Below are 24,437 nucleotides of genomic sequence, written 5' to 3' on the forward strand. Positions count from 1 at the left end.
TTGCCTGGCTTTCTCACCGACATCCGGCAGCGCCCCCATAGGCATGCGCACCGGTAAAGGAATCGTCATGTCCGCAGCACCGTCTTCTTTAAGCTCCGCACCACCCGCCTCGCTCGATGCCCGCGCGCTCTTTGCGACCTTCGCTGGGCTGTGCGGCAGTCTCGTCGCCATTGGTCTCGCGCGTTTTGCGTATACGCCGCTGATTCCTTCGCTGATCCAGGCGCACTGGTTCACGTCGTCGCAAGCAGTGACCCTCGGCGCGGCGAATTTCGCCGGCTATCTGATCGGCGCGCTGATCGGCCGTCCGCTTGCGTCGGCAATGTCGAACCGCAGCGCGTTGCGTCTGCTGATGGCGGTCGTGACCGCAGCGTTCTTCGCCTGCGCGTATCCGCTGTCGATCAGCTGGTTCTTTGCATGGCGCCTGCTGTCGGGTGTCTCGGGCGGCGCCATCATGGTGCTGGTAGCGACGTCGATTCTTCCGCACATCCCGCCGCCGCGCCGCGGCTTCGTCAGCGGGATGATCTTTCTCGGACTCGGTCTCGGCATCGCGGCCTCCGGCACACTGATTCCCCAGCTGCTGCGCTTCGGTTTGCAAACCACCTGGATCGGTCTCGGCGTGGTCGCGCTGGTCCTGACCGCGGCGAGCTGGTTCGGCTGGCCGTCGACGAATCCGCCCGCTCCGGTGACACCCGCCGGCACGCATCACGCCACGCATACTCATAACCTGAAGCTGCGCCTGCTGTATGCGCAATACGCGGCGAACGCACTCGGCCTCGTGCCCGCGATGGTGCTGCTCGTCGACTACGTGGCGCGCGGCCTGGGACACGGCGCGGCGATCGGCGCCGAATACTGGGTGCTGTACGGCCTCGCGGCGATTGCGGGTCCGCTCATCTGCGGCAACGTGGCCGATCGCATCGGCTTTGGCAACGCGTATCGGATCGCGCTGTTTCTGCAGTCCGCGGCGGTGGCGTTGCTGGCGCTCTCGGGCCGCACGCTGGCGGTGGCGACGGCGACCGTGATCCTCGGCATCTTCACGCCGGGCATCGTGCCGCTCGCGCTCGGCCGCATCCACGAACTCGTGCCGCACGATCACATCGAACAGCGGGCCGCATGGAGCCGCGCGACCACGGCATTCGCACTCTTCCAGGCACTAGGCGGCTATGGGTATTCGTTTCTGTTCTCCCATACGCATAACAACTACGCGCTGATTTTCATCTGCGGCGCGACCGCGCTCGCCATTGCGTTCCTCGCCGATATCGTGGTTGCGCGAATCGGCACGGCGCGTGGGGTGACGGCGTGATCGGAGGAATACGGCTAAAGCGGTTCGATTCTCCGCGTTGGGCATGCGGCTTGCTCAATAGAAACACCGTCGCTGTCTTCGCACGGCAGCCGCGAAGTTAGCGCGGCCGTCGTGCCAAGGCAGGTCCTTATCAACCAGCGGAGGTCATTGATATGTTGGGAACTATTCTTCTGATCGTGCTGATTCTGCTCCTCATCGGCGCGTTTCCGTCCTGGCCGCACAGCCGTTCGTGGGGCTATGGTCCTACCGGAGGACTCGGTGTCGTCCTGATCGTGGTGATCGTGCTGCTGGTTGCCGGCGTCATATAGCCCATGTGCGCAAACGCGAACCGACTCGATCCACGCGGATGAGAGAACGCTCGTCGTAACGAAGTTCGAACGAAGGCGGCCGCCGGATAGCAATATCCGGCGGCCTTGTCATGTCGATGGTCGGGAAAGTCTCGCTGGTCGAAGCTCGTTCGCTCATTGTCATCCGGGACTGGACGATGGAAAAGTTACTCGCCTGGCTGGGGTCGAACGATCTCGCTGAATGGCGCTAACGGTGCACCGATCGGCCTTAGCGCTGGATGTCCTGACCGACTGCATAGCCATCGACCAGTTGCTCGAACAGTCCCGCATCGCCCATCTGACCGCCCTTGAGCATGATTTCCATGCCGTCGAGTTCCGCGCGGTCCGCATGAAGACGACACACGGTCACGCCCGCCGATAGCGGCGCGAGATACGACAGACCCCACGCGTCGAGCGCACGCACGGCGAAGCTCGACGTGTCGCCGCCTGCTATGCCGATGCGTTGCAATCGCACCGCGTCGAGCACCTGCCGCAGCAGCGTTGCGCAAGCATGCGCGAGTGACGGCAGCGCCGTGTCCGCTGCGTTCGTCGCGCTTGCGGCGTTCACCGCACGGCGCGCGGTAAAGGCAAGCACGTTGCGGCCATCTCGCAACGGCCCCGCAATCGCCGCCACGCGTTCCGCCAGATAGACGGACGCGGCATCGCCGGTCATTCGCTGCGGGTCCAGCTCCACCCGCAGATACGAATGCGCGGCGCCAATCTGCACCTCGGTCAACGGCGACAGACTGCCGGCCAGCACGAACACCGGGCCTCGCGCGCGAGTCAGCGGTACAGCCTCATTCCCCGCCGACGAATCAGCCCGTTCCTCAAGCGCCGACGCATAAGCCTGAGCAACACTGCTCGCGCCGACCGCAAGCAGCGGCGCCACCGCCGCGCGCCGCACGAGCACCCGGCCGATCGCTTGCAGATGCGCGTCGTCGAGCACGTCGAACAGCAACGCATCCGGCTGCGCTTCGAGCCGGCGCCGCACTTCGGATTGCAGCGCGGCGTCGCCCGCCGCGTAGCATCGCCAATCGATCGATTGCACATGCTCGACGCCCTGGCGTTGCAGATGCACACGCAAGTCCGCTTCGTTCATCGGCGTGACCGGATGACGGCTCATCGTCGGATGACGGTCGATCCGATAGACCGCCTGTCGATGATCGTCCGCCCCGGCCGCGGCGAACAGTTGACCGAACACGCAGTAGCGCCGCAAATTCGGCTGACCGCCGATCACCGCGACCAGCTCGTTCGCGCAATGCTCGCGCAACGTGCGAATCGCCACGCCGATGCTGCCGGTTTGCGGCGCGCTATCGAAAGTCGAGCACACCTTGTAGTGCATCACGCGCACACCGAGCGCGGCGAACGCGGCGCCGACCCGCGCGAGTTCCTGCTGCTGCGCGAGCGGCTCCATGGTCCGCGCGGCGCCTGCTACGCCGAGCGCGTCGAGTTGGCCGAGCGTCGCAAGACGCGCGGCATCCGGGGGCGCGAACAACAGCATCGTGCGCAAGCCGGCGCGCGCGAGATGCGCGAGCGTATCGGTCGCGCCGGTGAAGTCGTCGCCGTAGAACGCGTACGCGGGACGCGTGTCGCGCGATTCGCCTATGCCTCGGCGGCTGGGATCGTCCATGTCGCTCATGTCCCGATTCGCTCAGGCGCGTTGGCCGAAAAACGCCAGCGCGCGCCGCAACTCCGGCATCTGCGCGGCGTACACCGGCAACGGCGTGCCGGCCTGCACGGCCGCCCATGCCTGGCGCACGCTCGTCACACCCGCGCACGGTCCATCCGGATGCGCGAGAATGCCGCCGCCGGACATGAACAGCAGATCGGTGGAGCGCACCGCGTCGAAGGTCGCTGGCGCGGTGCCGGCCCACTGCCCCGACGAAAATGCCGGTAGCACGGTGTCGTCGCAACCGGACGCGAGCGGTGTCGCGCAATCGTGCGCCGATTCGACGACTTCCACATCGCTCTGCGCGAATTTGCCGCCGAGGCCGTGTACGTGCATATGATCGACGCCGGTCAAACGCCATAACGTTTGATACGCCTGGAACGACATGCCGAGCGCCGGATCGCGCGACATCATCCCGTAGCCGTTGCGATGCGCGTGCAGCACGAGCGGTGTCGCGCGGCGCAGTGTCTGGATGGCGGAGAAGCCGCACCAGTTGATGCTCGCCATCACGCAGTGGCCGCCTTCGTGCTCGACCAGTTCAGCATGACGGCGCATCGCGTCGAGGTCGTCGGTGATGTTGAACGCGACCATCACGGAACGGCCGCTGCGTTCGCGGTAGCCGCGCACTTCGGACATGACCGCCCGCACGCGTTCGGCAAGCGGCGCATGCGCGGGATTCGCGCATACTTCGTCGTCCTTGATGAAATCGACGCCCGCTTCGCACAGCTCGCGCACCAGCGCCGCCGTTTCCGTCGCGCTCAGACCGACGTTCGGCTTGATGATGGTGCCGATCAGCGGACGGTCCGCTACTTGCGTCAACACGCGCGTGCCCGCCACGCCATGACGCGGCAATTCGAAACGCGCGCGATAGGAAGCCGGCAAGCGCAACGACAGCAACCGCATGCCGGTGACTTCGCCGAGATCGTACAGATTGCCCGCGATGGTGGCGGCCAGCGTCGGCAGATTCGCGCCGATGTTGGCGAGCGGAAACGACAGCGTGACGCGCGCGCGCCGCCACGGCCCCGGCATGCCTTGCCGGATGAGCCACGCGCTCGGCAGACTGGGCTGCGCCACGGCTTCGAGTTCCGCGATACGCAGCACGCTCGCGCGGCTGCGTGCGCGCAGCGCATCGGTCTCGTTGGCGACGCGCACGAACGTGCCGCTCGACTGCTCGCCGGCCATCACCTCGGCGACCTGGGCGGGATCGAGCGGCGTCTCGATCAGATAGTCGGCTTCGAGCGTGTCGTCGTTGGCCGCTTGCGCCTGCTGCATCGCGCTCATAGCGTGCCCAGATCGGGAAAGCGGCGTACCGGCTCGCGGCCGTCCCAATCGCGCGACGCCGCGTAGATCATGTCGAACAGCTTGCCCTTGGGCCCCGCGATCTCCGAGAGTTCGATCACGGTGCCCGGATGATTTTCCGTATCGAAATAGACGAAGCGCCCGTTGCGCCCCACCTCGCCGCTCATCGCCACCTTGAAGCCCTGCTCCTGAAGACGCGCGAGATCCGCGTCGAACGAGGTGGTCCAGTAGGCGTTGTGCTGCAAGCCGGTATGGCCCGCGGCCAGGAAGTCGCGATACATCGACGGCGCGTCGTTGCGCGTCTGGATCAATTCGACCTGCAGCGGCCCCGAGTTCGCCAGCGCGACCGAGTTGTGCACTTCATACGTTTGCCCGCGATACGTGTAGTTTTCGATCGGCACGCGTTCGTTGTAGAACCACGGACCCACGCCGAGCACGCGGCTCCAGTAGTCCATCGCGGCTTCGATATCACGCACCACATAGCCTGCCTGCCGGATTTCGCCAAAGAAACGACTCATGAAACTCTCCCGATGCTGCGGGTTTTGAAGGACGAGCGACGCCCCGGCGCGGCAGGAATGCAGCGCCCGAAGGTCGAACCTGTGAAGAAAACTTAGAGGAAGCCGATCGAAATCCAGGGAATCGCCGCGACCAGCAGCAGGCCCACGATCAGCGCGCCCATATACCCGACGATCGGACGAATGCCCGCATCGGGATTCACTTTGCTGATCGCGCACGCCGAGTAGTAGCCGACGCCGAACGGCGGCGAGAAGAGCCCGACGCCCATCGACAGGATCACGACGATCGCGTAATGCACTTCATGCACGCCCGCGAGCCGCGCAATCGGAAACAGCAGCGGTCCGAACAGCACGATCGCGGGAATGCCTTCGAGCACGCTGCCGAGCATCACGAACACGACGATCGACACGGCGAGAAAGCCGTACGCGCCGCCGGGCATCGAGCCCATCAATTGCGCGAGATCCTGCGAAAAGCCGGATTGCGTGAGCGCCCAGGCCATCGCGGTCGCGCAGCCGATGATGAACAGGATCGCGCCCGACAGAGTCGCCGCATCCACCAGCATGCGGCCGAGCCGCCGCCATTCGAAGCGGCGATACACCAGCAGGCCGATCAGCATCGAATACGCGATGCCGATGGTCGACACTTCGGTCGCCGTCGCCACGCCCTCGACCACCGCCATGCGAATCACGAACGGCAACGCCAGGGCCGGAAGCGACACGATGAACAGCCGGCCGATCTGCCGCCTGGTAAACCGCTGCGCGCCGCTCAGGTCTTCCTTGCGATAACGCCACCACACCACCACGCACAGAATCAGCGCGAGCACCGCGCCCGGCAACATCCCGGCGGTAAACAGCGCGGAGATCGACAGCCCCGTGACCGAGCCGATCGTGATCAGCACGATGCTCGGCGGAATGGTTTCGCTTTGCGCGCCCGTTGTGGCGAGCAGCGCGACCAGATCGCCTTCGGACGCACCGCGCTTTTTCATCTCGGGAAACAGCACCGGGGCGATCGCCGCCATATCCGCGACTTTCGAGCCGGAAATGCCCGACACCAGATACATCGCGCCGATCAGCACGAACGACAGGCCGCCATGCATGTGACCGACGAGGCTCGCGAGAAACTCGATCATCGCGCGCGCCATGCCGGTCATTTCGATCAGCAAGCCGAGAAAGACGAACAGCGGCACGGCGAGCAGCACGAGATGCGACATGCCCTCGTCCATCCGTCCGACCACTACTTCGAGTGGCGTGAAAGTGGAGAGGCCTAGATAGCCGAACGTCGCGAGTGCGAAAGAGAAGCCGATGGGCACGCCCGAAAAGATGCCGATAGCCACCACGCCGACAAAGAAGATCACCAGGTTGAGCTTGCCGAGCGTTTGGAACCACGGCCCGGCGAATACGCACACCACGCCGAGCAGCGCGGCGACGGCGAGCACGATGACGACGTCGCGCACGCGGCTCACCTGAGCGAGCCGGATCAGGCCGACCAGCAGCATCAGCGCGGCGCCGATCGGCAGCGCGAGCGCGCGCCAGGCGTTGCTGATCTGCAGCGCGGGCGTGACGATCGCCGCCTCGCCGGCCGCATAGTCGTACGCGGGCGCGATCAACAACGCGAGCAAGGCGATCGACGCGGCAATCGCGAGCGTGTCGACGAAGGCGCGCCGTTGCGGCGACAACCGGCTGACGAGCGCCGTCATCCGCATATGTTCGCCGCGTCGTAGCGCAAGCACCGCGCCGAGCATCGCGAGCCACAGGAACAGAATGCCGGCCAGTTCATCCGACCACACGAGCGGCTGATGCAGCACGTAACGCGACACCACCCCCGCCAGCATCACGACGATCTCCACCGCCAGCAGCGCCGCCGCGCACACTTCGACCAGTGCAATCAGGCCGCGGTCCAAGGTTCGCAGCCAGCGGCGCGGCGTGCTGGCCGCGTGCAACGGCACGGCCGCCGCCTCTGCCGCATTCAATGCGTGATTCGACATCCTGCGGTCTCCTCGCGGCTCTTCGCCGCGCGTCTTCTGATGCTCACCGGACTGCCGCACGCTCAGGCCAGCTTGCCGACCGATTGTTCGAGCAGATCCCACGCTTCGTTGCCGAACTTGCTCTTCCACGCGCCATAGAAGCCCGCTTGACGCAGCGCGACGCGGAACGTGTCCGGCGCGGGCCGGTTGATCGTGAGCCCCTTGCTTTGCAGATCGGCGACGGCTGCGTCGTTGAGCTTGCGGACATCCTCACGCTGCTTGAGCGCCGACTGATTGAACGCGTCGCTGGCAATGCCTTGCAGGTCTTTCGGCAGACGCTGCCACGCGCGCGGGTTCAGCACGAACCAGTAGCCGTCCCACATGTGATTGGTCAGCGAGCAGTACTTCTGCACTTCGTAGAGCTTCGCGACCTGCACGATCGGCAGCGGGTTCTCCTGCGCATCGACGATATGCGTTTGCAGCGACGAATAGACTTCGCTGAATTGCAGGCTGGTCGGCGCGGCGCCGAGGCCCTTGAACATGTCGATGCTGAGCGGGCTCACCGGCACGCGAATCTTCAGACCGCGCATGTTCTGCGCGCTCGTGATCGGCCCGTTGCTGGTGGTGGTCTGACGAAAACCGTTGTCCCACATCTTTTCGAACGATTCGAGCCCGGCCTTCTGCATGGCCGCGCGCACATAGGCGCCGAGCTTGCCGTCCATCGCGCCCCACACCTGGTTGTAATCGCTGAACGCAAAGCCGACCGCATTGATCGCCACCGACGGCGCAAGCGTCGACACCACCAGCGCCGACGGCGTGAACATTTCGATGCCGCCGCTGCGCACCTGCGCGAGCATGTCGGTGTCGCCGCCCAACTGGTTGTTAGGGAATATCCGGATCTCCATGCGTCCCTTCGACGCCTCGCGAATCTGGTTGGCCGCCTCCTGCGAACGCACGTTCAGCGGATGCGTGAGCGGCAGGTTGTTGCCGTACTTGAACACGAACTCCGGGCCGGACGCCGCGCGTACGATCGCCGGAAAGCCCAGCGTACTGGCCACCGGCACGGCGGCCGCGGCACGCAGCAACGTGCGTCTCGCGAGGTTGGTCATTTGAGCGTCTCCTTGCTTATAATTGATGTGACTGTCGAATCCATCAAAATCCATCATCACCCGATTCAACGCGTTGATTTTCCGGTCATCACAGTTGAGTCGCCGCGCGATAGCTGCAAGACTAGGCGTGCGCGGCAACTGCGTCAAACCGCGGACTTGATGTTTTTTGATGGATTCCCAATCTGTGAAGGACGGCCATGTCCGAACCGGCTCACCTCACCGCCGCCGCGCGCGCACGCATTCCGGACATAGCGCGCGTCGCCGGCGTGTCGACCGCTACGGTGGATCGCGTGCTCAATGCGCGCGAAGGCGTGCGCGCCGTCACCGCACAACGCGTGCTGCAAGCGGCCGCGCAACTGGGCTATCTGCTCACGCCCGCCGCGCCTGCGGCGAGCGCGTCGAAGCCGATGCGCGTCGCGTTTCTGCTGCCGGCCGGCACCAATCGCTACCTGCACATGCTCGGCGACTACATCGACTTCGCACACGATCAATGGAGTGCGTTGGACATGAAGTGCCGCGTCCATTACGTCGAGAGTTTCAACCCGAAAGAACTGGCCGACCGTCTGTTGCATTACGGACAGCGTGCGGACGGCGTCGTGTTCATGGCGCTGGAGCATCCCGTGGTGCGCGACGCCGTCAATGCGCTGGCCGACCAGGGCGTGCCGGCCATCACGCTGATTTCGGATCTGTCGAATGCGCGGCGGCTGGCTTATGTGGGTATCGACAATCGTTCGGCCGGGCGCACGGCTGCCTTGTTGCTGGGGCGCTTCATGGGACCGCGGCCCAGCGGCAAGATCGCGATGCTCGCGGGTAGTCTGAACTATCGCGGACACGAGGAGCGCGAGATCGGCTTTCTGCATCTGATCGAATCGACGTTTCCGCAAGTGCGCGTGATCGGACTGCGCGAGGGTCACGACGACAGCGAGCGCAACTATATGCAAACCCGCAAACTGCTGGAGCAACATCCCGACCTCGCAGGCATTTATAACAGCGGCGGCGGATCGGATGGCGTCGCCCGCGCGATTGTCGAGGCGCGCTCGGAGCAGAAGATTCTGTTCGTCGGGCATGGCTTGACGCCCGACACGCGCGCGCTGCTGATCGACGGGACGATGGATGCGCTGATTACTCAAACGCCGCAAGCGATGGTGGGCAACTGTCTGCGGATTTTCCGCAACGTACGCGAGAAACGCGACGCGATGAGCGATGTGAAACCTGTGCAGTTCAGTATCGTGCTGCGGGAAAATTTGCCTTGAATAAAGGCTGTTTTGTGCGCGGCAAGTGCCCGCGAATAACGCTGCAGCTTCCATTCAGGCCTGTGTCTGGCGCACCGTAGGCGCCGCTGTCCACCACTGCGATCCGGGTCAGGCACGGCGGATGCTCGATCACTTTCGTATTCGCACTTCACCACGAAAGGAGATCACATCATGCCTTATCTACTTGGTTGGCTGCTCGGCGTCCCGTTGATCGTATTGGTCATCCTGTACCTGATCTTCCATTGATCCTTTGCAACAAGACAGGCGGCGTCCAGAACTGGGCGCCGCCTTCGCGCGTCGGTGCAGCGCGCGCATCGACGCTTCGGCGGAATCAGCGCACGGCCGCCATCAATGCGCCCATGCCGACCAGCAGGCTGCCCATCATCCGGTTCATGACGCGTAGTCGTTTCGGCCGTTGCAAGACGGTGCGCAAGCGATGCGAAAAAATCGCCGTCGACGCGACGCCCAACGCAAACACCACTGCAAACGTAGAGGCCAGCAACAGGTATTGCTGATTCGCAGACCAGTGGGCTTCATTCGAAGACGTGCTGATGAACTGCGGAAAGAACGACGGAAAGAACAGCAAGGTTTTTGGATTGAGTCCCGAAGTAGCGAAGCCGCGCCAGAACATGCTGCGTTGTTGCGAGCTGTCGGTGGAAACCGCGAGACTGCCGCTGCGCCACTGCTTGCAGCCGAGATAAACCAGATAGATTGCGCCGGCCCAACGCAGCGCGACCAACGCACGCTCGTCGATCAGCAACAGCGAGTTCAGACACAGCGCGGTGAACGCCAGTTGCAGAAGCACGGCGCATGTGCCACCCCAGACGCATGGCAACGCGGCACGCCAGCCGGCGCTGAGCGCCTGACTCATGGTCAGCACATTGACCGGACCGGGGGAATAGACGAGAACTAGAGCAGCAAGAAGAAACGACACGTACAGCTGGATCGACATCGGCGGGCAAGTGGGCAAGGAGGCAAGGGTTGCTGCATGGCCGGTGCATGACGTCTCAAGGCACGCAGTCGCAGCCCCGGCAACACGGACGATCATGCTGGCAAGCATCGGTCAGGAACATGCCTCCACGCCCGGCGAGCGCGCTTTCCAGCGCGGGTGGCGCCGGAATTCGCCCGCGTGCCGCCTTCCTGTGAAAGCGGCGAGACACCGGATGGCGGCTTGTGGCCGCATAAGACCGCGAGGCGCGAGGCCTGCGGGCCGGACGGTTGTCCCGGGCATGAATGCATGGTGAAAATATACCCGGACGCAGGCTGGATAGGCTTCTTAAAGGCATGGCCTTGTCGACCTCATCAGGGACAATATTCCGGTAAAATCCATTCATACAGAACAACCTTCCCATCCCCTCATGACCGCCCGCAACCGCCCGCTCGACAATCAGGATCGCAAGATCATGCGCGAACTGCAAAAGAACGCCCGGCTGAGCAATGCCGAGTTGGCCGAACTGGTCGGCATGTCGACCACCGCGTGCTGGAATCGCACGCGTCAATTGGAAACCGAAGGGTATATCCGCGGCTATGTCGCGTTGCTCGATCAGCAGAAGCTCGGTTTCGCCGACGTGGTATTGCTCGAAGTCACGCTCGACCGCCACGACGACGACGCGCTCGCCCGCTTCGGCGCCGAACTCGCGACCCTGTCCGAGGTGCTCGAAGCCTATCTGGTGTCGGGCGACTACGACTATCTGGTGAAGGTGGCGGTCGACGGCACCGCGGGTTACGAGCGGTTCCTGCGCGAGAAGCTCTACAAGATCGCCGGCATTCGTCACAGCCGGTCGATGTTCGCGCTGCGATGCATGAAGAGCATTCCGTCCATCGCTATCTAGCGGGCCGGCGCGATCAGCGCACTGTTGCGGCGGACCGTCGTCGCATGACCGGGCCACCGCTCATATCCAGTGTTACTGCACAGCGCGCGAGGCGGCGATGATCGCATCGGCCACCGCCTTCGGCTGGCTCACCATCGCAACGTGACTCGCGTTGACGCGCGTCACTGTTGCGTCGATGTTCCTGGCCATCGTCTGCTGCAAATTCGGATCGATCATGCGGTCCTGACCGGTCACCACAAAGTACGAAGGCTTGTCATGCCAGGCCGCCTTCGTCACCTTTTCGTCGAGGCAGCCGGAAGCCCACGGCCCTTGCGTCGCCGCGATCAACCGTCTCTCGGGCAGCGGCACGTCCTGAGCGAAATCCTCGAGCACCGCTTTCGTCGAAAGCGTCAGGTAGCCCGCGTCGTCCTTGCGCAGCTCGCTCGCCCAGACCGGCGCCGGTGCGCCCTTCGTTATGTCCGCAATGGACTGGCCGCTGTCGGGCGCGAACGCCGCCACATAGACGAGACTCTTGACCTTGTCGTCGTTGCCCGCTTCGCTGACCACGACGCCGCCCCACGAATGGCCGACCAGAATCACCGGGCCCTTCTGTTGATCGATCACCCGTTTGGTCGCCGACACGTCATCGGCCAGCGAACTCAGCGGGTTCTGGACCGCCACCACGTGAAGCCCGCGCGCTTCGAGCAGCGGAATCACTTTGTCCCAGCTGGAACCGTCGGCGAATGCGCCATGCACGAGCACGACGTTCTTACCCTTCAGGTCCTGCGGGGGAGCAGCATGCGCGGCCTGCAATGCGAACAGTCCGCCGAGCAGCAATGCTGATCCGAGGCACTTCTTGAGAAACGTGGTCATTGTTTATGTCTTGATAGGTAGGAATGCAGATGGGATGACCGTCCGCGCGACAACACGCGGACGGTCATGGCGTTGCGTCGATCACGAATGCGCGTAGATCGGGCCGAGGCCGATGACTTCCGACTCGGTCGCCGGGGCATGGCTCATCGGTGCGTGACTCTTCGTCGCGCGGGAGCCCGACGCCGCACGGGTCTGCACGACGCCGCCGTATGCCGCCGCAGCCGAACCGTTATCGGCCTGGACGCGTGCCAACGCGGCCTCGATGTTCTGCGGGTATTGCGTGTTGTCGCTGGACGGGTTGTAGCCGGCCTTCTGAAGCTGGACCAACTCCGCGCGCACTGCGGCGCGGGTCAGCGGTTGTTGCTGCGACTGTGCGAACGATGCGACGGGAACGGCGATCAACGCGGCGACGATGAGGGATTGAACGAGTTTCATGAGTATTCTCCAGATATCAAAGGCATTCAAAGGTTGGGTGGAACGCGACGCCGTTGCTGCATGCAAACCGCCATGTCCCGCCTGATTCAAACGCACTGTTGTGAATCAACCTTGCGTGTAGGTATTAAAACGCGCCGACGTATCTGGAATGTTTTCGTTGAGCCGCTTAATGCAAGCTTGTTTGTCTGAGTACGGTGTAGATACGTTGCGATACAAAAAAGCCGCTCCCGGGATGCGGAGCGGCTCGTCTGTCGCCGGCGTGCGCCGACGTGTCATGCAAGGCGGGTCACGTCGATGATCGCGTCGGCAAAGGCCTTGGGCGCCTCCTGCGGCAGGTTGTGTCCGATGCCGCCCGTGATGTTCCGGTGCTGGTACTTGCCCGTGAACTTCTTCGCATAGGCAGCCGGATCGGGATGCGCCGCGCCGTTCGCGTCGCCTTCGAGTGTGATGGTCGGCACCGAAATGGTCGGCGCCATTGCCAGGCGCCTTTCCAGTTCGTCGTATTGCGGCTCACCCTTGACCAGCCCCAGGCGCCAGCGGTAGTTGTGAATCACCACCGCCACGTGGTCCGGATTCTTGAACGACTCCGCCGAGCGCTCGAACGTCGCATCGTCGAAGTTCCACTTCGGCGACGCCGTATGCCAGATCAGCTTGTTGAAGTCGTGACGGTTCGCGTCGTAACCCGCCTGGCCGCGCTCGGTGGCGAAATAGAACTGATACCACCACGTCAGCTCCGCCTTCGGTGGCAGCGGCGCACGGTTGGCCTCCTGACTGCCGATCAGATAGCCGCTCACCGACACCATCGCCTTGCAGCGTTCGGGCCACAACGCCGCCATGATGTTCACCGTACGCGCGCCCCAGTCGAAGCCGCCGAGCACCGCCTTGTCGATTCTCAGCGCGTCCATGAGCGCGATGATGTCGACCGCGACCACCGCCTGCTGACCATTGCGCGGCGTGTCCGCCGACAGCAAGCGCGTCGAGCCATAACCCCGCAGATACGGCACGATCACGCGGTAGCCCGCGGCGACCAGCAGCGGCGTGACGTCGGCGAACGCGTAGATGTCGTACGGCCAGCCGTGCAGCAGGATGACGACCGGGCCGTTCTGCGGGCCTGCCTCTGCATAGCCGATGCTCAGCGTTCCGGCGTTGATCTGCCGGAGGTTCTCGAACGAGGCAAGACGCGTAGTCGCCTTCGCGCCACCCGTCGTCTCAGCGGACTGCGCGTGCGCGAGTCCGCTCAGTCCCAACTCCAGCAAACTGAAACCCGCAACCGTGGTCCCTAGCAAACGGCGACGCCGCGTATTAATCTGTTCCGACATGACGATTCTCCTTAACGATGGGCGCGCTGCGATGCACGCGCTCCCGATGCACGAAAAGAAACATCAGCCCGACTCCCGCGCGGCTGCACTTGCGCACGGTGCCGTTCAGGCTGTGTCCAGACAAACCAGAGTCGAAGTCAGAGAGCAACCGCGCGGAGCGATTCGAACGACGGCCCCATCGGCCGCACGCGGATGTCCGGATGCAGACGCTCCCACGGCAGGTCGACGGGATCGGCGGCCATCGGTCCCGGCGCTTTTGCCACGAGAATTGTATCGGCGATTGCTTCGAAGTCCGCACGAAAATGAACCGAACTCTTGAGCACGAGGATCTTCATCTGCTCGGGCTCGATGCCCGCCACGCGGAACAGGTTGCGATCGAACACCTGCATCTTGATAGCGCTGACCGCAATCCTGACCCCCTCGATCCGCAGACAGGCAACCTGACCCAACTCGCCTTGCATGCCATTGAGCATCGGGCCGTCAAAACGGAAGCGCCCATCCGACAGGTGTTCGACTTCGAAGACCGCTTCGAGCGGCGCATCGCCCGGTACGCCGGAACGACCGCCCAACGCCGCCGAAATGCGCGCGCCGACGCCCGCACGATGCGCCGCCGCCGCGACCTCCGCATCCCAGATCACGCCAACTGCCGCCTGCGTCGCGCCGTTGCGCAGCAGCGCCCGCACCATGCCCATCGTGTTCGAATCGCCGCCCACGCCGGGGTTGTCCTGCGTATCGGCGATGATGACCGGCTTCGTCGCGGCGCGGCTCACGGCGACGGCCTCCTGCGCCGCTTCGTCAGGACTCAGGAAGAGCACGTCCCATTGCGCTTCGTCGCCGACGAGCTTCGAATACAACGCGTCGGCCGCGCGATTCGCTTCATCCTGGCTGAACGAATAGGCCCAGACCGTCGGCCCGCATTCGGGGAAATCGGCGGCCGGAAAACCCGGCGCGAACGACACAGACACCACGTCTTTTGCTTCGAGCGCCGCCAGCGTGCCGTACATGTCGCTTGCGGGCGCGACCAGCGTACACATGCCGTTCACGGGAATGAGAAACGGCGCGCGGCGAAACGCACAATGCAGCGGACGGCCTTGCGCCACCAGTTGTTCGAGAATCCATGCGGCGCGCTCTCCCGTTTCGGCCATGTCGACGTGAGGATAGGTGCGATACGCGACCAGCGCGCTCGCATGCTCGACCATGCGCGCAGTGACGTTCGCATGCAGGTCCAGCGAAACGACCACCGGCATGCGGTCGCCGACGATCCGGCGCACCCGCTCCAGAAGCTCGCCTTCACCGTCGTCGAACTGCTCGGTCACCATCGCGCCGTGCAGGTCGAGATAGATCGCATCGAAGCCGCCCTTCGCCACGGCGTCGAGAATCTCTCCGCCGATGCGTTCGAACGCATCGGTCGTCACATGCGCGGAGGCGCTTGCGCCCGCCCAGATCACCGGAATCAGATCGTGCCCGTTCGTCCGCGCCGCCTTGATGAATCCGCCGATCGGCACGTTGACGTCGCGCAGCGCCATCACGTCGGTGCCGCGCGCCAGCGGCGGGAAGCCCTCGCCCTGAACGAAGCTCGTATAAGCGGCCTTGGTCGGTGCGAATGTGTTGGTCTCATGCTGGAAACCGGCGATCAGGATTTTCATGTTCTTCACTCTCTATATGGGGAAGGGGAAGGCGGTCAAACCGGCTTTTTGTCGAGCGTCAGCTTGCCCGTCAGAATCAGCGTGGCCGACACCACCGCCGTACATGCCATGACGACGAGGCCCAGATGCATGCTCCCCGTCCACGTCTTGGTCCAGCCGAACACGGCAGGACCCCAGAATCCGCCCGACAATCCGACCGTGTTGATCAGCGCGATGCCGCCGGCCGCCGCGGTCCCCTCGATCAGCTGCGAAGGAATCGCCCAGAAGACCGTGTAGGCCATCCACAAGCAGGCAGTGGCCGCGGTCATCGCGACAAGGGTCAGCGTCAGACTTCCATCGGCGAGAATCGCGGCGATCAGGCAGGTCGCGGCACCGAGCGCCGGAATCGCGCAGTGGTAGCGGCGCTCGCCCACGCGGTCCGAGCGGCGACCCGCGAGGTACATGCCGAGCGCGGCCGCCACATAAGGAATCGCGACGTACCAGCCAAGACGGATCGTGTCGTTGACGCCCTGGTCTTTCAGCAGCGTCGGCAGCCAGAAGCTGATCGCGTAGATCGGGAAAATGAGGCAGAAGTACGCGATAGCGAGCACATAGACGCGCGGGCTGCGCAGCACGTCCCTGAATGAATGCGCACGATGCTGGGCGGGCGCGGTCTCGCTATGCAGCAGCAGCTTTTCGTCGTCGCTCAGCCAGTTCGCGTCCGCCGGACGGTCCGACAGAACGCGCAGCGTGAGCAGACCCAGCGCCACGCACGGCAGTCCTTCGACGAGGAACATCCACTGCCAGCCGGCCAGACCCCACACGCCGGAGAGCGTCGTCATCAGCCAGGCCGATGTCGGGCCGCCGACGATGCCACCCAGCGGCCCGGCCACGAACACGAGCGCAATCGCCCGCGCCATGCGCGCCGGTCCGTACCAGCACGACAGGTAATAGATCATGCCCGGTGCAAAGCCGGCTTCGAAGACGCCGAGCAGGAAGCGCATCGCGTAAAAGGCCGTCACGTTCTGGACGAACAGCATGCAGGCCGACGTGATGCCCCATAGCACGAGAATCCGGCTGAACGTCAGACGCGCGCCGACCTTCGGCAGCATCAGATTGCTGGGGATTTCGAACAGCACGTACCCGAGAAAGAAGATGCCCGCACCGACGCCATACGCCGCATCGGAGAAACCCAGATCGCTTTGCATCTGGAGCTTGGCGAACCCGACGTTCACACGGTCCAGGTACGCAAACATGTAGCAGGCCACCAGAAGCGGCAGCAGCCGCCAGTTGAGCTTGCTATAGAGCGCTGAAGCGGCGTCGCGGGCTGTCGAGGGGTGAATTGCTGACATGTTTGTCTCCGGTTCCCTTGGGTGGACCTGTCGTCAGGGTTGAATCGATAGTGGCAGGGCAAAACACTGATAGCAAGAGCAACTAAGTTCACGTATCGTTGCTCTGTGAGCAACGCAAACAGCGCACGGGAGCGAGGGAATGCGAGAGATCAATCAGCAGCGCCTGCGGTATTTCAACGAAGTGCTGACGCATGGCACGATTCGCGGCGCAGCGGAAAGCATCAATACGTCGCCGTCCGTGATTACGCGGCAGATCAAGCTGCTCGAAGAGGAATTGGGGGCGACGCTATTCGAGCGCCAGGCGCGCGGCGTCAAGCCGACGGAAGCCGCGGCGCACCTTCTGGAGTTCTGGCGCGGCTACCGGTCGCAGCAGGAAAAGTTCGAAGACCAGTTGCACGCGCTGAAAGGCCTTCAGCAAGGGCATATTCAACTGGCCGTCAGCGAAGGCTATGTCGATACGCTGATCGACGACGTGCTGGCGCCGTTCTGTGCCCGCTATCCGAAGCTGGACATCGGCATGGAGATGCTCGCGGTCGACGCGATCCAGCATGAAGTCGCGGAAAGCCGCGCCCATATCGGGCTCGCGTACAACCCGCCGCCGCATCCGCGCATCGAATATCGGGCGAGTTCGCCGCAACCCGTCGTGCTGCTGTTGCGAAGCGATCATCCGCTGGCGAAAAGAAAAGGACCGGCGAGCCTCGACGACCTCCAGGCGTACCCGCTCGCATTGATGCCGCCGACATTCGGGATCGGCCATGTCGTGAAGATGGCGGAACTGGCCGAGAACGTCACAATCCGCGCGACCCTGACGACGAACTCGCTGAGCGCGTTAAAGCGTTTCGTGACGGTGGAGAACTTCATGACGCTGATCGGCGAGTTCGCTGCGTACCGTGAACTGGCGAGCGGCGAACTGACGACGGTGCCGATCGCGCATCCGCTATTCGAAGGGGCGCAAGCGCGCGTGCTGGTCAAGACCGACAGGCCGCTTGCGCCGGGCCCGCTTGAATTGCTCAAGTGGATTCAGGAGCGCATGCCGATGTTCTCGGCGCCCAGAGAAGCGAATGACGCGCGTAAGCGCAAGACGCGTCAGCGAGGTAGGGGTTGAGTGGAGCGGCGGCGGTGCAAACATGGAACTGTGCCGCCGCCCGGTCGGCTCGCGATCTAAGTCAGATTCCGGAGCGTCAATCTTGCTTCGAGCCCGCCGCTCGAACGGTTATGCAGCGAAAGCGTTGCATCCATCGCCAGCGCGAGTTGCCGCGCGATGGCGAGACCGAGCCCCGTGCCGCCCGTATGGCGATTGCGCGATGTTTCCACCCGGTAGAACGGCTCGAACACCGCTTCCAGCGACTCGGCCGGTATGCCGGGGCCACTGTCGAGCACGCTGATCGTGGTCTGTCCATCATGCAAGGCCGCCACGACAATCTCCGCCGAGCCGCCGAACTTCAGCGCATTGTCGACAAGGTTGCCGACGATGCGGCGCAAGGCCTGCGGACGCGTGGTCAGCGATGTGCCGAAGCGGCCCTGCAACGACACGTCCTTGCCTGCGTCGACGTAATCGCAGACGAGGCTGTCGAACAGCGCATCTGGATCGATGCGGCATGGCACTTCGGTCGTGCCGTGCATGGTCCGCGCGTACGTCACGCCTTCTTTGACGAGCGCCTCCATTTCCTGCAGGTCTTGCCGCAGTTTTGCGCCTTCCGCTTCGCCCTCCATCACGTCGACGCGCAAGCGCATACGCGTGATCGGCGTTTGCAGGTCGTGCGAAATTGCCGCGAGAATCTGCATGCGTTCGGTCATATACGTCGCGATCCGGTCCTGCATCGCGTTGAACGCACGCGCGGCGCGTGCCACTTCGGAGGGTCCGTCTTCCGGCAGGCGGTCCGCTTTCAGATCGGGGCCCAGCGTGTCGGCCGCCAGCGCCAGCTGATGCAGCGGACGCGTCGCGAGCCGCACCGCGAGCCAGCAGCACGCAGCGAGCACCACGAGTTGCAATAGCAGTACCAGCGGCAGCCAGCGCGATAACGGCGCGCCCGACATCGGACGCATATCGATCGTCAGCGGCGTGCCGTCGCTCAACTTCAGATGCACCTGCAGGCGTTCGCGGTCGCCGGGGACCGCGTTCACCGTCAGCGGATAGCGGCTGCCGATGCCGTCGTCAATCGAGCGCGCGACACGCTCCGAGAGACTCGCATCGACAGGCGCGCCTGAAATGCCCGGCCCGAGAACGAACTCGTAGCTGCGCCGCGCGAGACGCGGCAGCCACTGGGCCCGCTCGTCGGGCGGCAAATGATCGAGCAACGCGACCGAACTCACGACCTCGCGTTCGATGTAGCCCATCATTACATTGGTCATCGTCTGGTCGCGTTCGGTCATCGTGAGCCAGAACGACAGCGTCTGCGCGAGCGCCAGTCCGACGAACAGGATCACGGCGAGTCGCGCGAACAGGGTGCGCGGCCAATGTGTCGGCCAACGCGCCCAGGAGTGCAGGCTCATGGCTTGTCCTCGATCTCGTTCACGGCGGCGGAAAACACATAACCTTCGCTGCGCAGCGTCTTGATGTAACGCGGCTCACGCGCGACATCCCTCAGGCGTTGACGCAGACGGCTCACCATCAGATCGATCGAACGGTCGAACTGATCGGCCTGGCGGCCTTGGGTCAGGTTGAGCAGTTGATCGCGCGTCAGCACCCGCTGCGGATGATCGAGGAACACGCGCAGCAAACGGTACTCGGCGCCGCTCAGCGCGACCATCGTGCCTTCCGCATCGAGCAGATGACGCGCGGTGGTATCGAGCCGCCAGTCGCCGAACGCCAGCATTTGCACCGACTCCGTCACCTGCATGCCGGGCGGCAGCATCCTGGCGCGGCGCAGCACCGAGCGAATTCGCGCGAGCAGCTCACGCGCGGCAAACGGCTTGGTCAGGTAGTCGTCGGCGCCCATTTCCAGACCGACGATCCGGTCCGCTTCTTCGTTACGCGCCGTGAGCATCAGCACGGGCACGGTGCGGAACTTGCCGGCGCGCAGTTCACGGCACAGCACCAGACCGTCTTCGTCCGGCAGCATCAGGTCCAGCACGATCAGATCGGGTGCGCCCTGCTCCAGCGCGGCGCGCATCTGCCGTCCGTTGGCCGCGAGCGACACGCGCATGCCGTTTTTCTCGAGGTAGCCGGCGAGCAGTTCGCGGATGCCGCGGTCGTCGTCGACGATCAATACGTGGTCGGTCGTTTCCATTACTCGGGTCTCGTACAGGAAGTTGCTGGCGTTTTCGACTGCACCCGGCTCGTATGAGGAAGCGAATCACGTACCGGCTGCACCCTGTTTCTGGCGATGCCCGCTTTATAGCCTGCCTCGTACGGCGAATTGTGTCGCAGTGTATCCCGAGCTTCGCCAGACACAAAACATTGCAAGCGCGCGACATTGCCGACATAAGCCAGATACGTGCGGACGTTCCAATACGGCCATACCAGCTCACGGAGTGTCCACCATGCACAGCCCCTTCGAAACGCCGCTCGCCTTGCTGGCCGGGCTGCTGACCATCGCGTCGCCCTGCATTCTGCCGGTCATGCCGATTCTGCTCGGCACCTCGGTCGAACGGCCTAGCCGCGTGCGTCCGCTCTTCATTATCGCCGGCTTCATTCTGACCTTCGCGTCCTTCGCGATGCTGCTGGGCGCCGTGTCCAGCACGGTGCACGTCGCCCAGCAGGCATTGCGCAATACCGGCATCGCGTTGCTCGCGCTGTCGGGTCTGCTACGTCTGTGGCCGCGCCCTTATGACTGGCTCGTCGCGCAATTGCAGGCGCCGCTCGCGCGCATCGGCGCGGTGATTGCGCCGGGCGGGCAGCCCGGCAGCGGCAACGCGGGCGGCTTCCTGCTCGGCATGTCGTTGGGCGCGGTCTGGACCCCTTGCGCGGGGCCGGTGCTGGCTTCGATCCTGGTGCTGGTAGTCAAGGCGCAGGACCTCGGATGGTCGGCGCTGCTGCTCACCTCGTATGCGATCGGCGCGGCCATTCCGATGCTCGCGATCATCTACGGCGGCCACTACGTGACGCAACGCGTGCGCGTGGTGGCTCGTCACGCCCAACTGCTGCAACAGATATTCGGCGTACTGGTGATGCTGACTGCGCTCGCCATCTATCTGCAATACGACGTTCTGGTCTATGCCCGGATCGCCGCGATTTTCCCTTCTCTCAAAGGACTTTGACATGCTCTCCCAACTCAAGACACTCGCTATCGCCGCGACTTTCGCCGCTACGGCCGCCACCGGCACCGCCGCCCTCGCCGCGCCGTTGCAGAGCGGGCCGCCCGCACCGGAATTCACCGGCATCAACCAATGGCTCAACAGCGAGCCGCTCACGCTTCAGCAATTGAAGGGCAAGGTGGTGCTGGTCGATTTCTGGACCTACACCTGTATCAACTGCATCAACACGCTACCGTACGTGAAAAGCTGGAACCAGAAATACAAGGATCAAGGACTGACGGTGGTTGGCGTACACACGCCCGAATATCCGTTCGAGCGCAACACCGATAACGTCAAGACCGCGATCAAGCGCTTCGGCATCACCTATCCGGTCGCGCAGGACAACCAGTACGCGACGTGGAGCGCTTACAACAACCAGTACTGGCCCGCGTTCTATCTGCTCAACAAGAAAGGGCAGGTCGTGTACACGCACTTCGGCGAAGGCGACTATGCGCAGACGGAAGCGGCGATTCAGGCGCTGCTCGCGCAGAAGGATTGATGCGGTACTTTTTTGATGGCATGCCTGGACGGGCCGCGGTAATGCGAAGACATTGCCGCGGCCTGTGTTCTGTATGACGAAAGATGTGAAAGCGACGGTTTGTGTACACGTATTCGACCGCTGCAAATGATTGAAAGACGCTCGCCATCGTTTTGTATCGCAATGTATATGTCGATCGGGTTGATACACAGCATTGCAATAGTCCGATCTCCCGACACAAGCCAGATACCTCCGCCGGTTTTAATACATCAACGACGGAACACTGATGAAGATCTTGCCGCAGACCTCACCTGAGCGCGGCGCACTTCGCAGATCAACCGACGGATTCTCTTCACTAATCCAGCTTCAGGAGTACGACATGAAAGTATCGATGATCGCTTTGGCCTTCGCCGCATTCGCCACGACGGCTTCCGCTTACGCAGTCCCTTCAGCCGACGCCAACGCAGTCACGCACGACGCTCAGCAAACACACCAGTGGACGCCCGGCCAGGCCAACGCGACGGGCAAGACCCGCAAGGAAGTTCGTCAGGAACTGGTGCGCGCGCAGCACGACGGTCAGCTTGCCGCGCTCAACAAGTTCTATCAGGGAAGCTGATCGCTACGCGAACTTATCGCGCCGCCGCTCCGGTTAAGGCCCTGTGCCCCGGATGTCCGGCGCGATTCGCAAGGCACCGTCTCTTTCAAACTTATCGTTTCGAGGTTCCATCATGATCAAGCGTCTCGTCGTCGCCGCACTTCTTTCCGCGGGCGCCGCCATCGTATCGCCCGCTTTCGCCAGCAGCGGCTACGGCCCCGCGCCGCATTACGACCCGCTCGCGGGCGCACCGGCATCGCAACGCGGCCAGAGTGCGCAGACGGTTCGCACCGAGCAGGCGCAGGCCATCGCCAACGCCGAGACGGCGACGCAGTCTTACGGCGGCGTGCGCGATACGGCTTCCGAATCGGGAGCACGCGTTGCACTGAACGCACCGCTTTCCACCTACTCGCATCACTAAACCCACCACGCAAGGATATCGATCATGACCCGTATCGAAAAAGTGCTTTACACCGCCAACACCCACACAACCGGCGGCCGCGACGGCGCGTCGCGCAGTAACGACGGTCGACTGGACGTCAAGCTGTCCCCTCCGGGCAGTTCCGCCGCCGGCACGAATCCGGAGCAGATGCTGGCCGCCGGCTGGTCGGCGTGCTTCATCGGCGCAATGGGAATCGCCGCGAAACAGTTGAAAGTCGCGCTACCCGCCGATACCGCCGTCGACACAGAAGTCGATCTGGGCATGAATGGCGATGCATACCTCCTGCAGGCTCGCCTGAACGTCAGCCTGCCGGGTCTCGACCGCGAAGTCGCGCAAGAGCTGGCGAACAGGGCTCATCAAACGTGTCCGTATTCGAAAGCGACGCGCGGCAATATCGACGTCGTCATTACCGTTGTCTAAGCCGCGCTGCCTCGCGCTATTGCCTGACGCCCACCGAATGGTCACGCGCCCAGTGCAATAGCGCTTGATCTTCGCAAGCCAGGCCGGCGCATTCCGATAAGGTGCGCCGGCTTTTTTTTCGCTGGGCTGTCATCATCGCCGCCAAACTGAACGAGTGCGCCGATGCGGATGACGGATAGATCTATCTTCCCGACCGGATTCGACCGACGTCATACATACCGATCTTCGTCGCCCCCGGAAAGCCAGCTATACGACATCAAACAAGGAACAACGTCGATGACTGGAGCAGACTTGGCCAGCATGCTTCCAGGCATGCTGCCGCGATTATGGGCGTTCGCGTTGCGCCTCTCGGGCGATCAGCACGACGCGGAAGACCTCGTGCAGCGCGCCTGCGTACGGGCACTGGAACGCACGCATCAGTTGCGACCGGGCTCCGCGCCGCTTAGCTGGATGTTCTCGATCGTCCAGTCCATATGGATCAACGAACAGCGCGCGCGCAACGTGCGCAGCCGCGGCAATGTGGATTGTGACCGCGAGTTTCTGGAGACGGTCGCAGCCGTTGGCCGCCACGCCGGAACAGCATGCAATGGACCGGCAGATCGTCTGCGCCGTGCAGGCATTGCCCGAAGCCCAACGTGCGGTCGTACTGCTGGTCGGTGTCGAGGGACTGAGCTACCACGAGGCAGCCGACGCGCTCGGTGTGCCTATCGGCACGATCATGAGCCGGCTCTCACGAGCTCGCCGGGCCATCGGCGCCCTGTTCAAAGACTAGGTCGGGGAACAGTCCGGCAACGACCCTGCTTCGCGCTCCCGCCATCGTGACATTGCCGCCGGCTTGGGCCACACTTCGTGTTCCCACCGTTTCAGGAGAAATCGCAGATGGACGCCGCACAGCGACGCACGGAAACGAGCCTGCGCACCGATCCCGGCTTTTTCAAACTACTGTCAAACAGCTACTCGCGCCTGCTCGGCAAGCCGCTCGTCCCCGAGCACGTGTCGATCGAAGACGCGCCGCGCTGGCTTTACGAGAGCGCGCCGTTCGGCCTGCTCGCGCACAACACCATGGCGGACCCGGTGTTCGTGTACGGCAACATGACGGCGCAAAAACTGTTCGAATACGATTGGGACGAACTGACCGGGTTGCCTTCCCGCTTGTCAGCGGAAGCGCCCGATCGCGACGAACGCCGGGCCTTTCTGGAGCAGGTGGAACGCGATGGTTTTGTCTCCGCGTATCGTGGCATGCGTGTGACGAAGTCGGGCAAGCGCTTCTGGATCGATAACGTGGTGGTCTGGCAATTGCACGATGATGCCGGCGTTTACTGCGGCCAGGCGGCGCTCATTCCGTCGACATCCGGCGTGTGAGATCGCGTCGTAGCCGGCACGAACAGAAGCGCGATGATCGAAGGTATCGATCAT

General features: G+C 63.6%; 24 protein-coding genes and 1 pseudogene. 12 read left to right on the forward strand and 13 right to left on the reverse strand.

All coding sequences use genetic code 11. From position 1 onward, the window contains the following. The first annotated feature begins 67 nt into the window (after positions 1–67). Together ACZ9H4_RS03085 and ACZ9H4_RS03090 are read left to right on the forward strand one after the other, a co-directional pair. Positions 68–1,300 carry a YbfB/YjiJ family MFS transporter gene (locus tag ACZ9H4_RS03085; RefSeq protein WP_476118198.1) on the forward strand — a complete coding sequence of 411 codons (1,233 nt, stop codon included), beginning with the start codon at positions 68–70 and terminating at the stop codon, positions 1,298–1,300. Positions 1,301–1,452: 152 nt separating this feature from the next. Continuing rightward, positions 1,453–1,608: a DUF3309 family protein gene (locus ACZ9H4_RS03090; protein ID WP_168668593.1), complete on the forward strand. Its 156-nt coding sequence runs from the start codon at positions 1,453–1,455 to the stop codon at positions 1,606–1,608. Positions 1,609–1,855: 247 nt separating this feature from the next. Here the strand turns inward: ACZ9H4_RS03090 and ACZ9H4_RS03095 are convergent, their stop codons facing one another. The 5 genes from ACZ9H4_RS03095 to ACZ9H4_RS03115 form a co-directional block, all read right to left on the reverse strand. Continuing rightward, positions 1,856–3,265 carry a four-carbon acid sugar kinase family protein gene (locus ACZ9H4_RS03095; protein ID WP_476118199.1) on the reverse strand — a complete coding sequence of 470 codons (1,410 nt, stop codon included), beginning with the start codon at positions 3,263–3,265 and terminating at the stop codon, positions 1,856–1,858. Between the two features lie 12 nt (positions 3,266–3,277). Then, complete coding sequence (locus tag ACZ9H4_RS03100; RefSeq protein WP_476118200.1) at positions 3,278–4,576, reverse strand: ribulose-bisphosphate carboxylase large subunit family protein; 1,299 nt, start codon at positions 4,574–4,576, stop codon at positions 3,278–3,280. Beyond that, positions 4,573–5,112: a VOC family protein gene (locus ACZ9H4_RS03105; RefSeq protein ID WP_007178289.1), complete on the reverse strand. Its 540-nt coding sequence runs from the start codon at positions 5,110–5,112 to the stop codon at positions 4,573–4,575. Before ACZ9H4_RS03105 ends, ACZ9H4_RS03100 begins: the two co-directional genes overlap by 4 nt. A gap of 92 nt (positions 5,113–5,204) precedes the next feature. Then, positions 5,205–7,094: a TRAP transporter large permease gene (locus tag ACZ9H4_RS03110; protein ID WP_476118201.1), complete on the reverse strand. Its 1,890-nt coding sequence runs from the start codon at positions 7,092–7,094 to the stop codon at positions 5,205–5,207. A 62-nt stretch (positions 7,095–7,156) separates the two neighbouring features. Beyond that, positions 7,157–8,182: a TRAP transporter substrate-binding protein gene (locus tag ACZ9H4_RS03115; protein WP_476118202.1), complete on the reverse strand. Its 1,026-nt coding sequence runs from the start codon at positions 8,180–8,182 to the stop codon at positions 7,157–7,159. Between the two features lie 197 nt (positions 8,183–8,379). On the opposite strand from ACZ9H4_RS03115, the gene ACZ9H4_RS03120 reads away from it, so the two are divergent. Further along, positions 8,380–9,435, forward strand: a complete 1,056-nt coding sequence (locus ACZ9H4_RS03120) for a LacI family DNA-binding transcriptional regulator (protein WP_476118203.1) — start codon at positions 8,380–8,382, stop codon at positions 9,433–9,435. Between the two features lie 331 nt (positions 9,436–9,766). Here ACZ9H4_RS03120 and ACZ9H4_RS03125 read toward each other — a convergent pair whose 3' ends face one another. Beyond that, positions 9,767–10,387 carry a LysE family translocator gene (locus ACZ9H4_RS03125; protein ID WP_408151754.1) on the reverse strand — a complete coding sequence of 207 codons (621 nt, stop codon included), beginning with the start codon at positions 10,385–10,387 and terminating at the stop codon, positions 9,767–9,769. A gap of 406 nt (positions 10,388–10,793) precedes the next feature. Between ACZ9H4_RS03125 and ACZ9H4_RS03130 the strand changes: the two genes are divergently transcribed. Continuing rightward, the gene (locus ACZ9H4_RS03130) at positions 10,794–11,267 is read left to right on the forward strand and encodes an Lrp/AsnC family transcriptional regulator (protein WP_121323672.1); all 474 of its coding nucleotides are present in this window, start codon (positions 10,794–10,796) and stop codon (positions 11,265–11,267) included. Positions 11,268–11,339: 72 nt separating this feature from the next. On the opposite strand, the gene ACZ9H4_RS03135 is transcribed toward ACZ9H4_RS03130, so the two are convergent. The 5 genes from ACZ9H4_RS03135 to ACZ9H4_RS03155 all read right to left on the reverse strand — a co-directional run bounded on the left by ACZ9H4_RS03135 (position 11,340) and on the right by ACZ9H4_RS03155 (position 16,850). Continuing rightward, a complete protein-coding gene (locus ACZ9H4_RS03135; protein WP_408151753.1) occupies positions 11,340–12,119 on the reverse strand; it encodes an alpha/beta fold hydrolase in 780 nt (259 codons plus the stop codon). A gap of 81 nt (positions 12,120–12,200) precedes the next feature. After that, positions 12,201–12,554: a DUF4148 domain-containing protein gene (locus tag ACZ9H4_RS03140; RefSeq protein WP_476118204.1), complete on the reverse strand. Its 354-nt coding sequence runs from the start codon at positions 12,552–12,554 to the stop codon at positions 12,201–12,203. A gap of 272 nt (positions 12,555–12,826) precedes the next feature. Next, complete coding sequence (locus tag ACZ9H4_RS03145; RefSeq protein ID WP_476118205.1) at positions 12,827–13,873, reverse strand: alpha/beta fold hydrolase; 1,047 nt, start codon at positions 13,871–13,873, stop codon at positions 12,827–12,829. 137 nt (positions 13,874–14,010) lie between these two features. Further along, on the reverse strand, positions 14,011–15,519 hold the full coding sequence (locus tag ACZ9H4_RS03150; protein WP_476118206.1) for a M81 family metallopeptidase: 1,509 nt from the start codon (positions 15,517–15,519) through the stop codon (positions 14,011–14,013). Between the two features lie 35 nt (positions 15,520–15,554). After that, on the reverse strand, positions 15,555–16,850 hold the full coding sequence (locus ACZ9H4_RS03155; RefSeq protein ID WP_408158129.1) for an MFS transporter: 1,296 nt from the start codon (positions 16,848–16,850) through the stop codon (positions 15,555–15,557). Between the two features lie 139 nt (positions 16,851–16,989). On the opposite strand from ACZ9H4_RS03155, the gene ACZ9H4_RS03160 reads away from it, so the two are divergent. Continuing rightward, entirely contained in the window at positions 16,990–17,955 is a 966-nt protein-coding gene (locus ACZ9H4_RS03160) for a LysR family transcriptional regulator (RefSeq protein WP_408158127.1), read from the forward strand. 56 nt (positions 17,956–18,011) lie between these two features. Here ACZ9H4_RS03160 and ACZ9H4_RS03165 read toward each other — a convergent pair whose 3' ends face one another. Both ACZ9H4_RS03165 and ACZ9H4_RS03170 read right to left on the reverse strand, forming a co-directional pair. Next, the gene (locus ACZ9H4_RS03165; protein WP_476118207.1) at positions 18,012–19,343 is read right to left on the reverse strand and encodes an ATP-binding protein; all 1,332 of its coding nucleotides are present in this window, start codon (positions 19,341–19,343) and stop codon (positions 18,012–18,014) included. After that, on the reverse strand, positions 19,340–20,080 hold the full coding sequence (locus ACZ9H4_RS03170) for a response regulator (RefSeq protein ID WP_408158123.1): 741 nt from the start codon (positions 20,078–20,080) through the stop codon (positions 19,340–19,342). The genes ACZ9H4_RS03165 and ACZ9H4_RS03170 overlap by 4 nt, the downstream gene beginning before the upstream one ends. A gap of 253 nt (positions 20,081–20,333) precedes the next feature. On the opposite strand from ACZ9H4_RS03170, the gene ACZ9H4_RS03175 reads away from it, so the two are divergent. From ACZ9H4_RS03175 to ACZ9H4_RS03205, 7 genes and pseudogenes are all read left to right on the forward strand, one after another. After that, positions 20,334–21,050 (forward strand): cytochrome c biogenesis CcdA family protein, encoded by a 717-nt coding sequence (locus ACZ9H4_RS03175; protein WP_121323680.1) that lies wholly within the window; start codon positions 20,334–20,336, stop codon positions 21,048–21,050. A gap of 1 nt (position 21,051) precedes the next feature. Further along, entirely contained in the window at positions 21,052–21,585 is a 534-nt protein-coding gene (locus tag ACZ9H4_RS03180) for a thioredoxin family protein (RefSeq protein ID WP_408150862.1), read from the forward strand. Between the two features lie 358 nt (positions 21,586–21,943). After that, positions 21,944–22,180, forward strand: a complete 237-nt coding sequence (locus ACZ9H4_RS03185) for a DUF4148 domain-containing protein (RefSeq protein WP_476118208.1) — start codon at positions 21,944–21,946, stop codon at positions 22,178–22,180. Positions 22,181–22,292: 112 nt separating this feature from the next. Beyond that, the gene (locus ACZ9H4_RS03190; protein WP_476118209.1) at positions 22,293–22,580 is read left to right on the forward strand and encodes a hypothetical protein; all 288 of its coding nucleotides are present in this window, start codon (positions 22,293–22,295) and stop codon (positions 22,578–22,580) included. A 24-nt stretch (positions 22,581–22,604) separates the two neighbouring features. After that, the gene (locus ACZ9H4_RS03195; protein WP_408150857.1) at positions 22,605–23,021 is read left to right on the forward strand and encodes an organic hydroperoxide resistance protein; all 417 of its coding nucleotides are present in this window, start codon (positions 22,605–22,607) and stop codon (positions 23,019–23,021) included. Between the two features lie 276 nt (positions 23,022–23,297). Next, positions 23,298–23,793 (forward strand): annotated as a pseudogene (locus ACZ9H4_RS03200) (RNA polymerase sigma factor). A gap of 107 nt (positions 23,794–23,900) precedes the next feature. Then, positions 23,901–24,383 carry an MEKHLA domain-containing protein gene (locus tag ACZ9H4_RS03205; protein WP_476118210.1) on the forward strand — a complete coding sequence of 161 codons (483 nt, stop codon included), beginning with the start codon at positions 23,901–23,903 and terminating at the stop codon, positions 24,381–24,383. Positions 24,384–24,437 lie beyond the last annotated feature (54 nt).

It is taken from the genome of Paraburkholderia sp. TE9906 (genome assembly GCF_056279605.1).

Bases quoted from the DNA above. Each gene is read 5' to 3' on its own strand.
- ACZ9H4_RS03085 (WP_476118198.1), top strand. From the start codon at position 68: ATGTCCGCAGCACCGTCTTCTTTAAGCTCCGCACCACCCGCCTCGCTC.
- ACZ9H4_RS03090 (WP_168668593.1), top strand. From the start codon at position 1,453: ATGTTGGGAACTATTCTTCTGATCGTGCTGATTCTGCTCCTCATCGGC.
- ACZ9H4_RS03095 (WP_476118199.1), bottom strand. From the start codon at position 3,265: ATGAGCGACATGGACGATCCCAGCCGCCGAGGCATAGGCGAATCGCGC.
- ACZ9H4_RS03100 (WP_476118200.1), bottom strand. From the start codon at position 4,576: ATGAGCGCGATGCAGCAGGCGCAAGCGGCCAACGACGACACGCTCGAA.
- ACZ9H4_RS03105 (WP_007178289.1), bottom strand. From the start codon at position 5,112: ATGAGTCGTTTCTTTGGCGAAATCCGGCAGGCAGGCTATGTGGTGCGT.
- ACZ9H4_RS03110 (WP_476118201.1), bottom strand. From the start codon at position 7,094: ATGTCGAATCACGCATTGAATGCGGCAGAGGCGGCGGCCGTGCCGTTG.
- ACZ9H4_RS03115 (WP_476118202.1), bottom strand. From the start codon at position 8,182: ATGACCAACCTCGCGAGACGCACGTTGCTGCGTGCCGCGGCCGCCGTG.
- ACZ9H4_RS03120 (WP_476118203.1), top strand. From the start codon at position 8,380: ATGTCCGAACCGGCTCACCTCACCGCCGCCGCGCGCGCACGCATTCCG.
- ACZ9H4_RS03125 (WP_408151754.1), bottom strand. From the start codon at position 10,387: ATGTCGATCCAGCTGTACGTGTCGTTTCTTCTTGCTGCTCTAGTTCTC.
- ACZ9H4_RS03130 (WP_121323672.1), top strand. From the start codon at position 10,794: ATGACCGCCCGCAACCGCCCGCTCGACAATCAGGATCGCAAGATCATG.
- ACZ9H4_RS03135 (WP_408151753.1), bottom strand. From the start codon at position 12,119: ATGACCACGTTTCTCAAGAAGTGCCTCGGATCAGCATTGCTGCTCGGC.
- ACZ9H4_RS03140 (WP_476118204.1), bottom strand. From the start codon at position 12,554: ATGAAACTCGTTCAATCCCTCATCGTCGCCGCGTTGATCGCCGTTCCC.
- ACZ9H4_RS03145 (WP_476118205.1), bottom strand. From the start codon at position 13,873: ATGTCGGAACAGATTAATACGCGGCGTCGCCGTTTGCTAGGGACCACG.
- ACZ9H4_RS03150 (WP_476118206.1), bottom strand. From the start codon at position 15,519: ATGAAAATCCTGATCGCCGGTTTCCAGCATGAGACCAACACATTCGCA.
- ACZ9H4_RS03155 (WP_408158129.1), bottom strand. From the start codon at position 16,850: ATGTCAGCAATTCACCCCTCGACAGCCCGCGACGCCGCTTCAGCGCTC.
- ACZ9H4_RS03160 (WP_408158127.1), top strand. From the start codon at position 16,990: ATGCGAGAGATCAATCAGCAGCGCCTGCGGTATTTCAACGAAGTGCTG.
- ACZ9H4_RS03165 (WP_476118207.1), bottom strand. From the start codon at position 19,343: ATGAGCCTGCACTCCTGGGCGCGTTGGCCGACACATTGGCCGCGCACC.
- ACZ9H4_RS03170 (WP_408158123.1), bottom strand. From the start codon at position 20,080: ATGGAAACGACCGACCACGTATTGATCGTCGACGACGACCGCGGCATC.
- ACZ9H4_RS03175 (WP_121323680.1), top strand. From the start codon at position 20,334: ATGCACAGCCCCTTCGAAACGCCGCTCGCCTTGCTGGCCGGGCTGCTG.
- ACZ9H4_RS03180 (WP_408150862.1), top strand. From the start codon at position 21,052: ATGCTCTCCCAACTCAAGACACTCGCTATCGCCGCGACTTTCGCCGCT.
- ACZ9H4_RS03185 (WP_476118208.1), top strand. From the start codon at position 21,944: ATGAAAGTATCGATGATCGCTTTGGCCTTCGCCGCATTCGCCACGACG.
- ACZ9H4_RS03190 (WP_476118209.1), top strand. From the start codon at position 22,293: ATGATCAAGCGTCTCGTCGTCGCCGCACTTCTTTCCGCGGGCGCCGCC.
- ACZ9H4_RS03195 (WP_408150857.1), top strand. From the start codon at position 22,605: ATGACCCGTATCGAAAAAGTGCTTTACACCGCCAACACCCACACAACC.
- ACZ9H4_RS03205 (WP_476118210.1), top strand. From the start codon at position 23,901: ATGGACGCCGCACAGCGACGCACGGAAACGAGCCTGCGCACCGATCCC.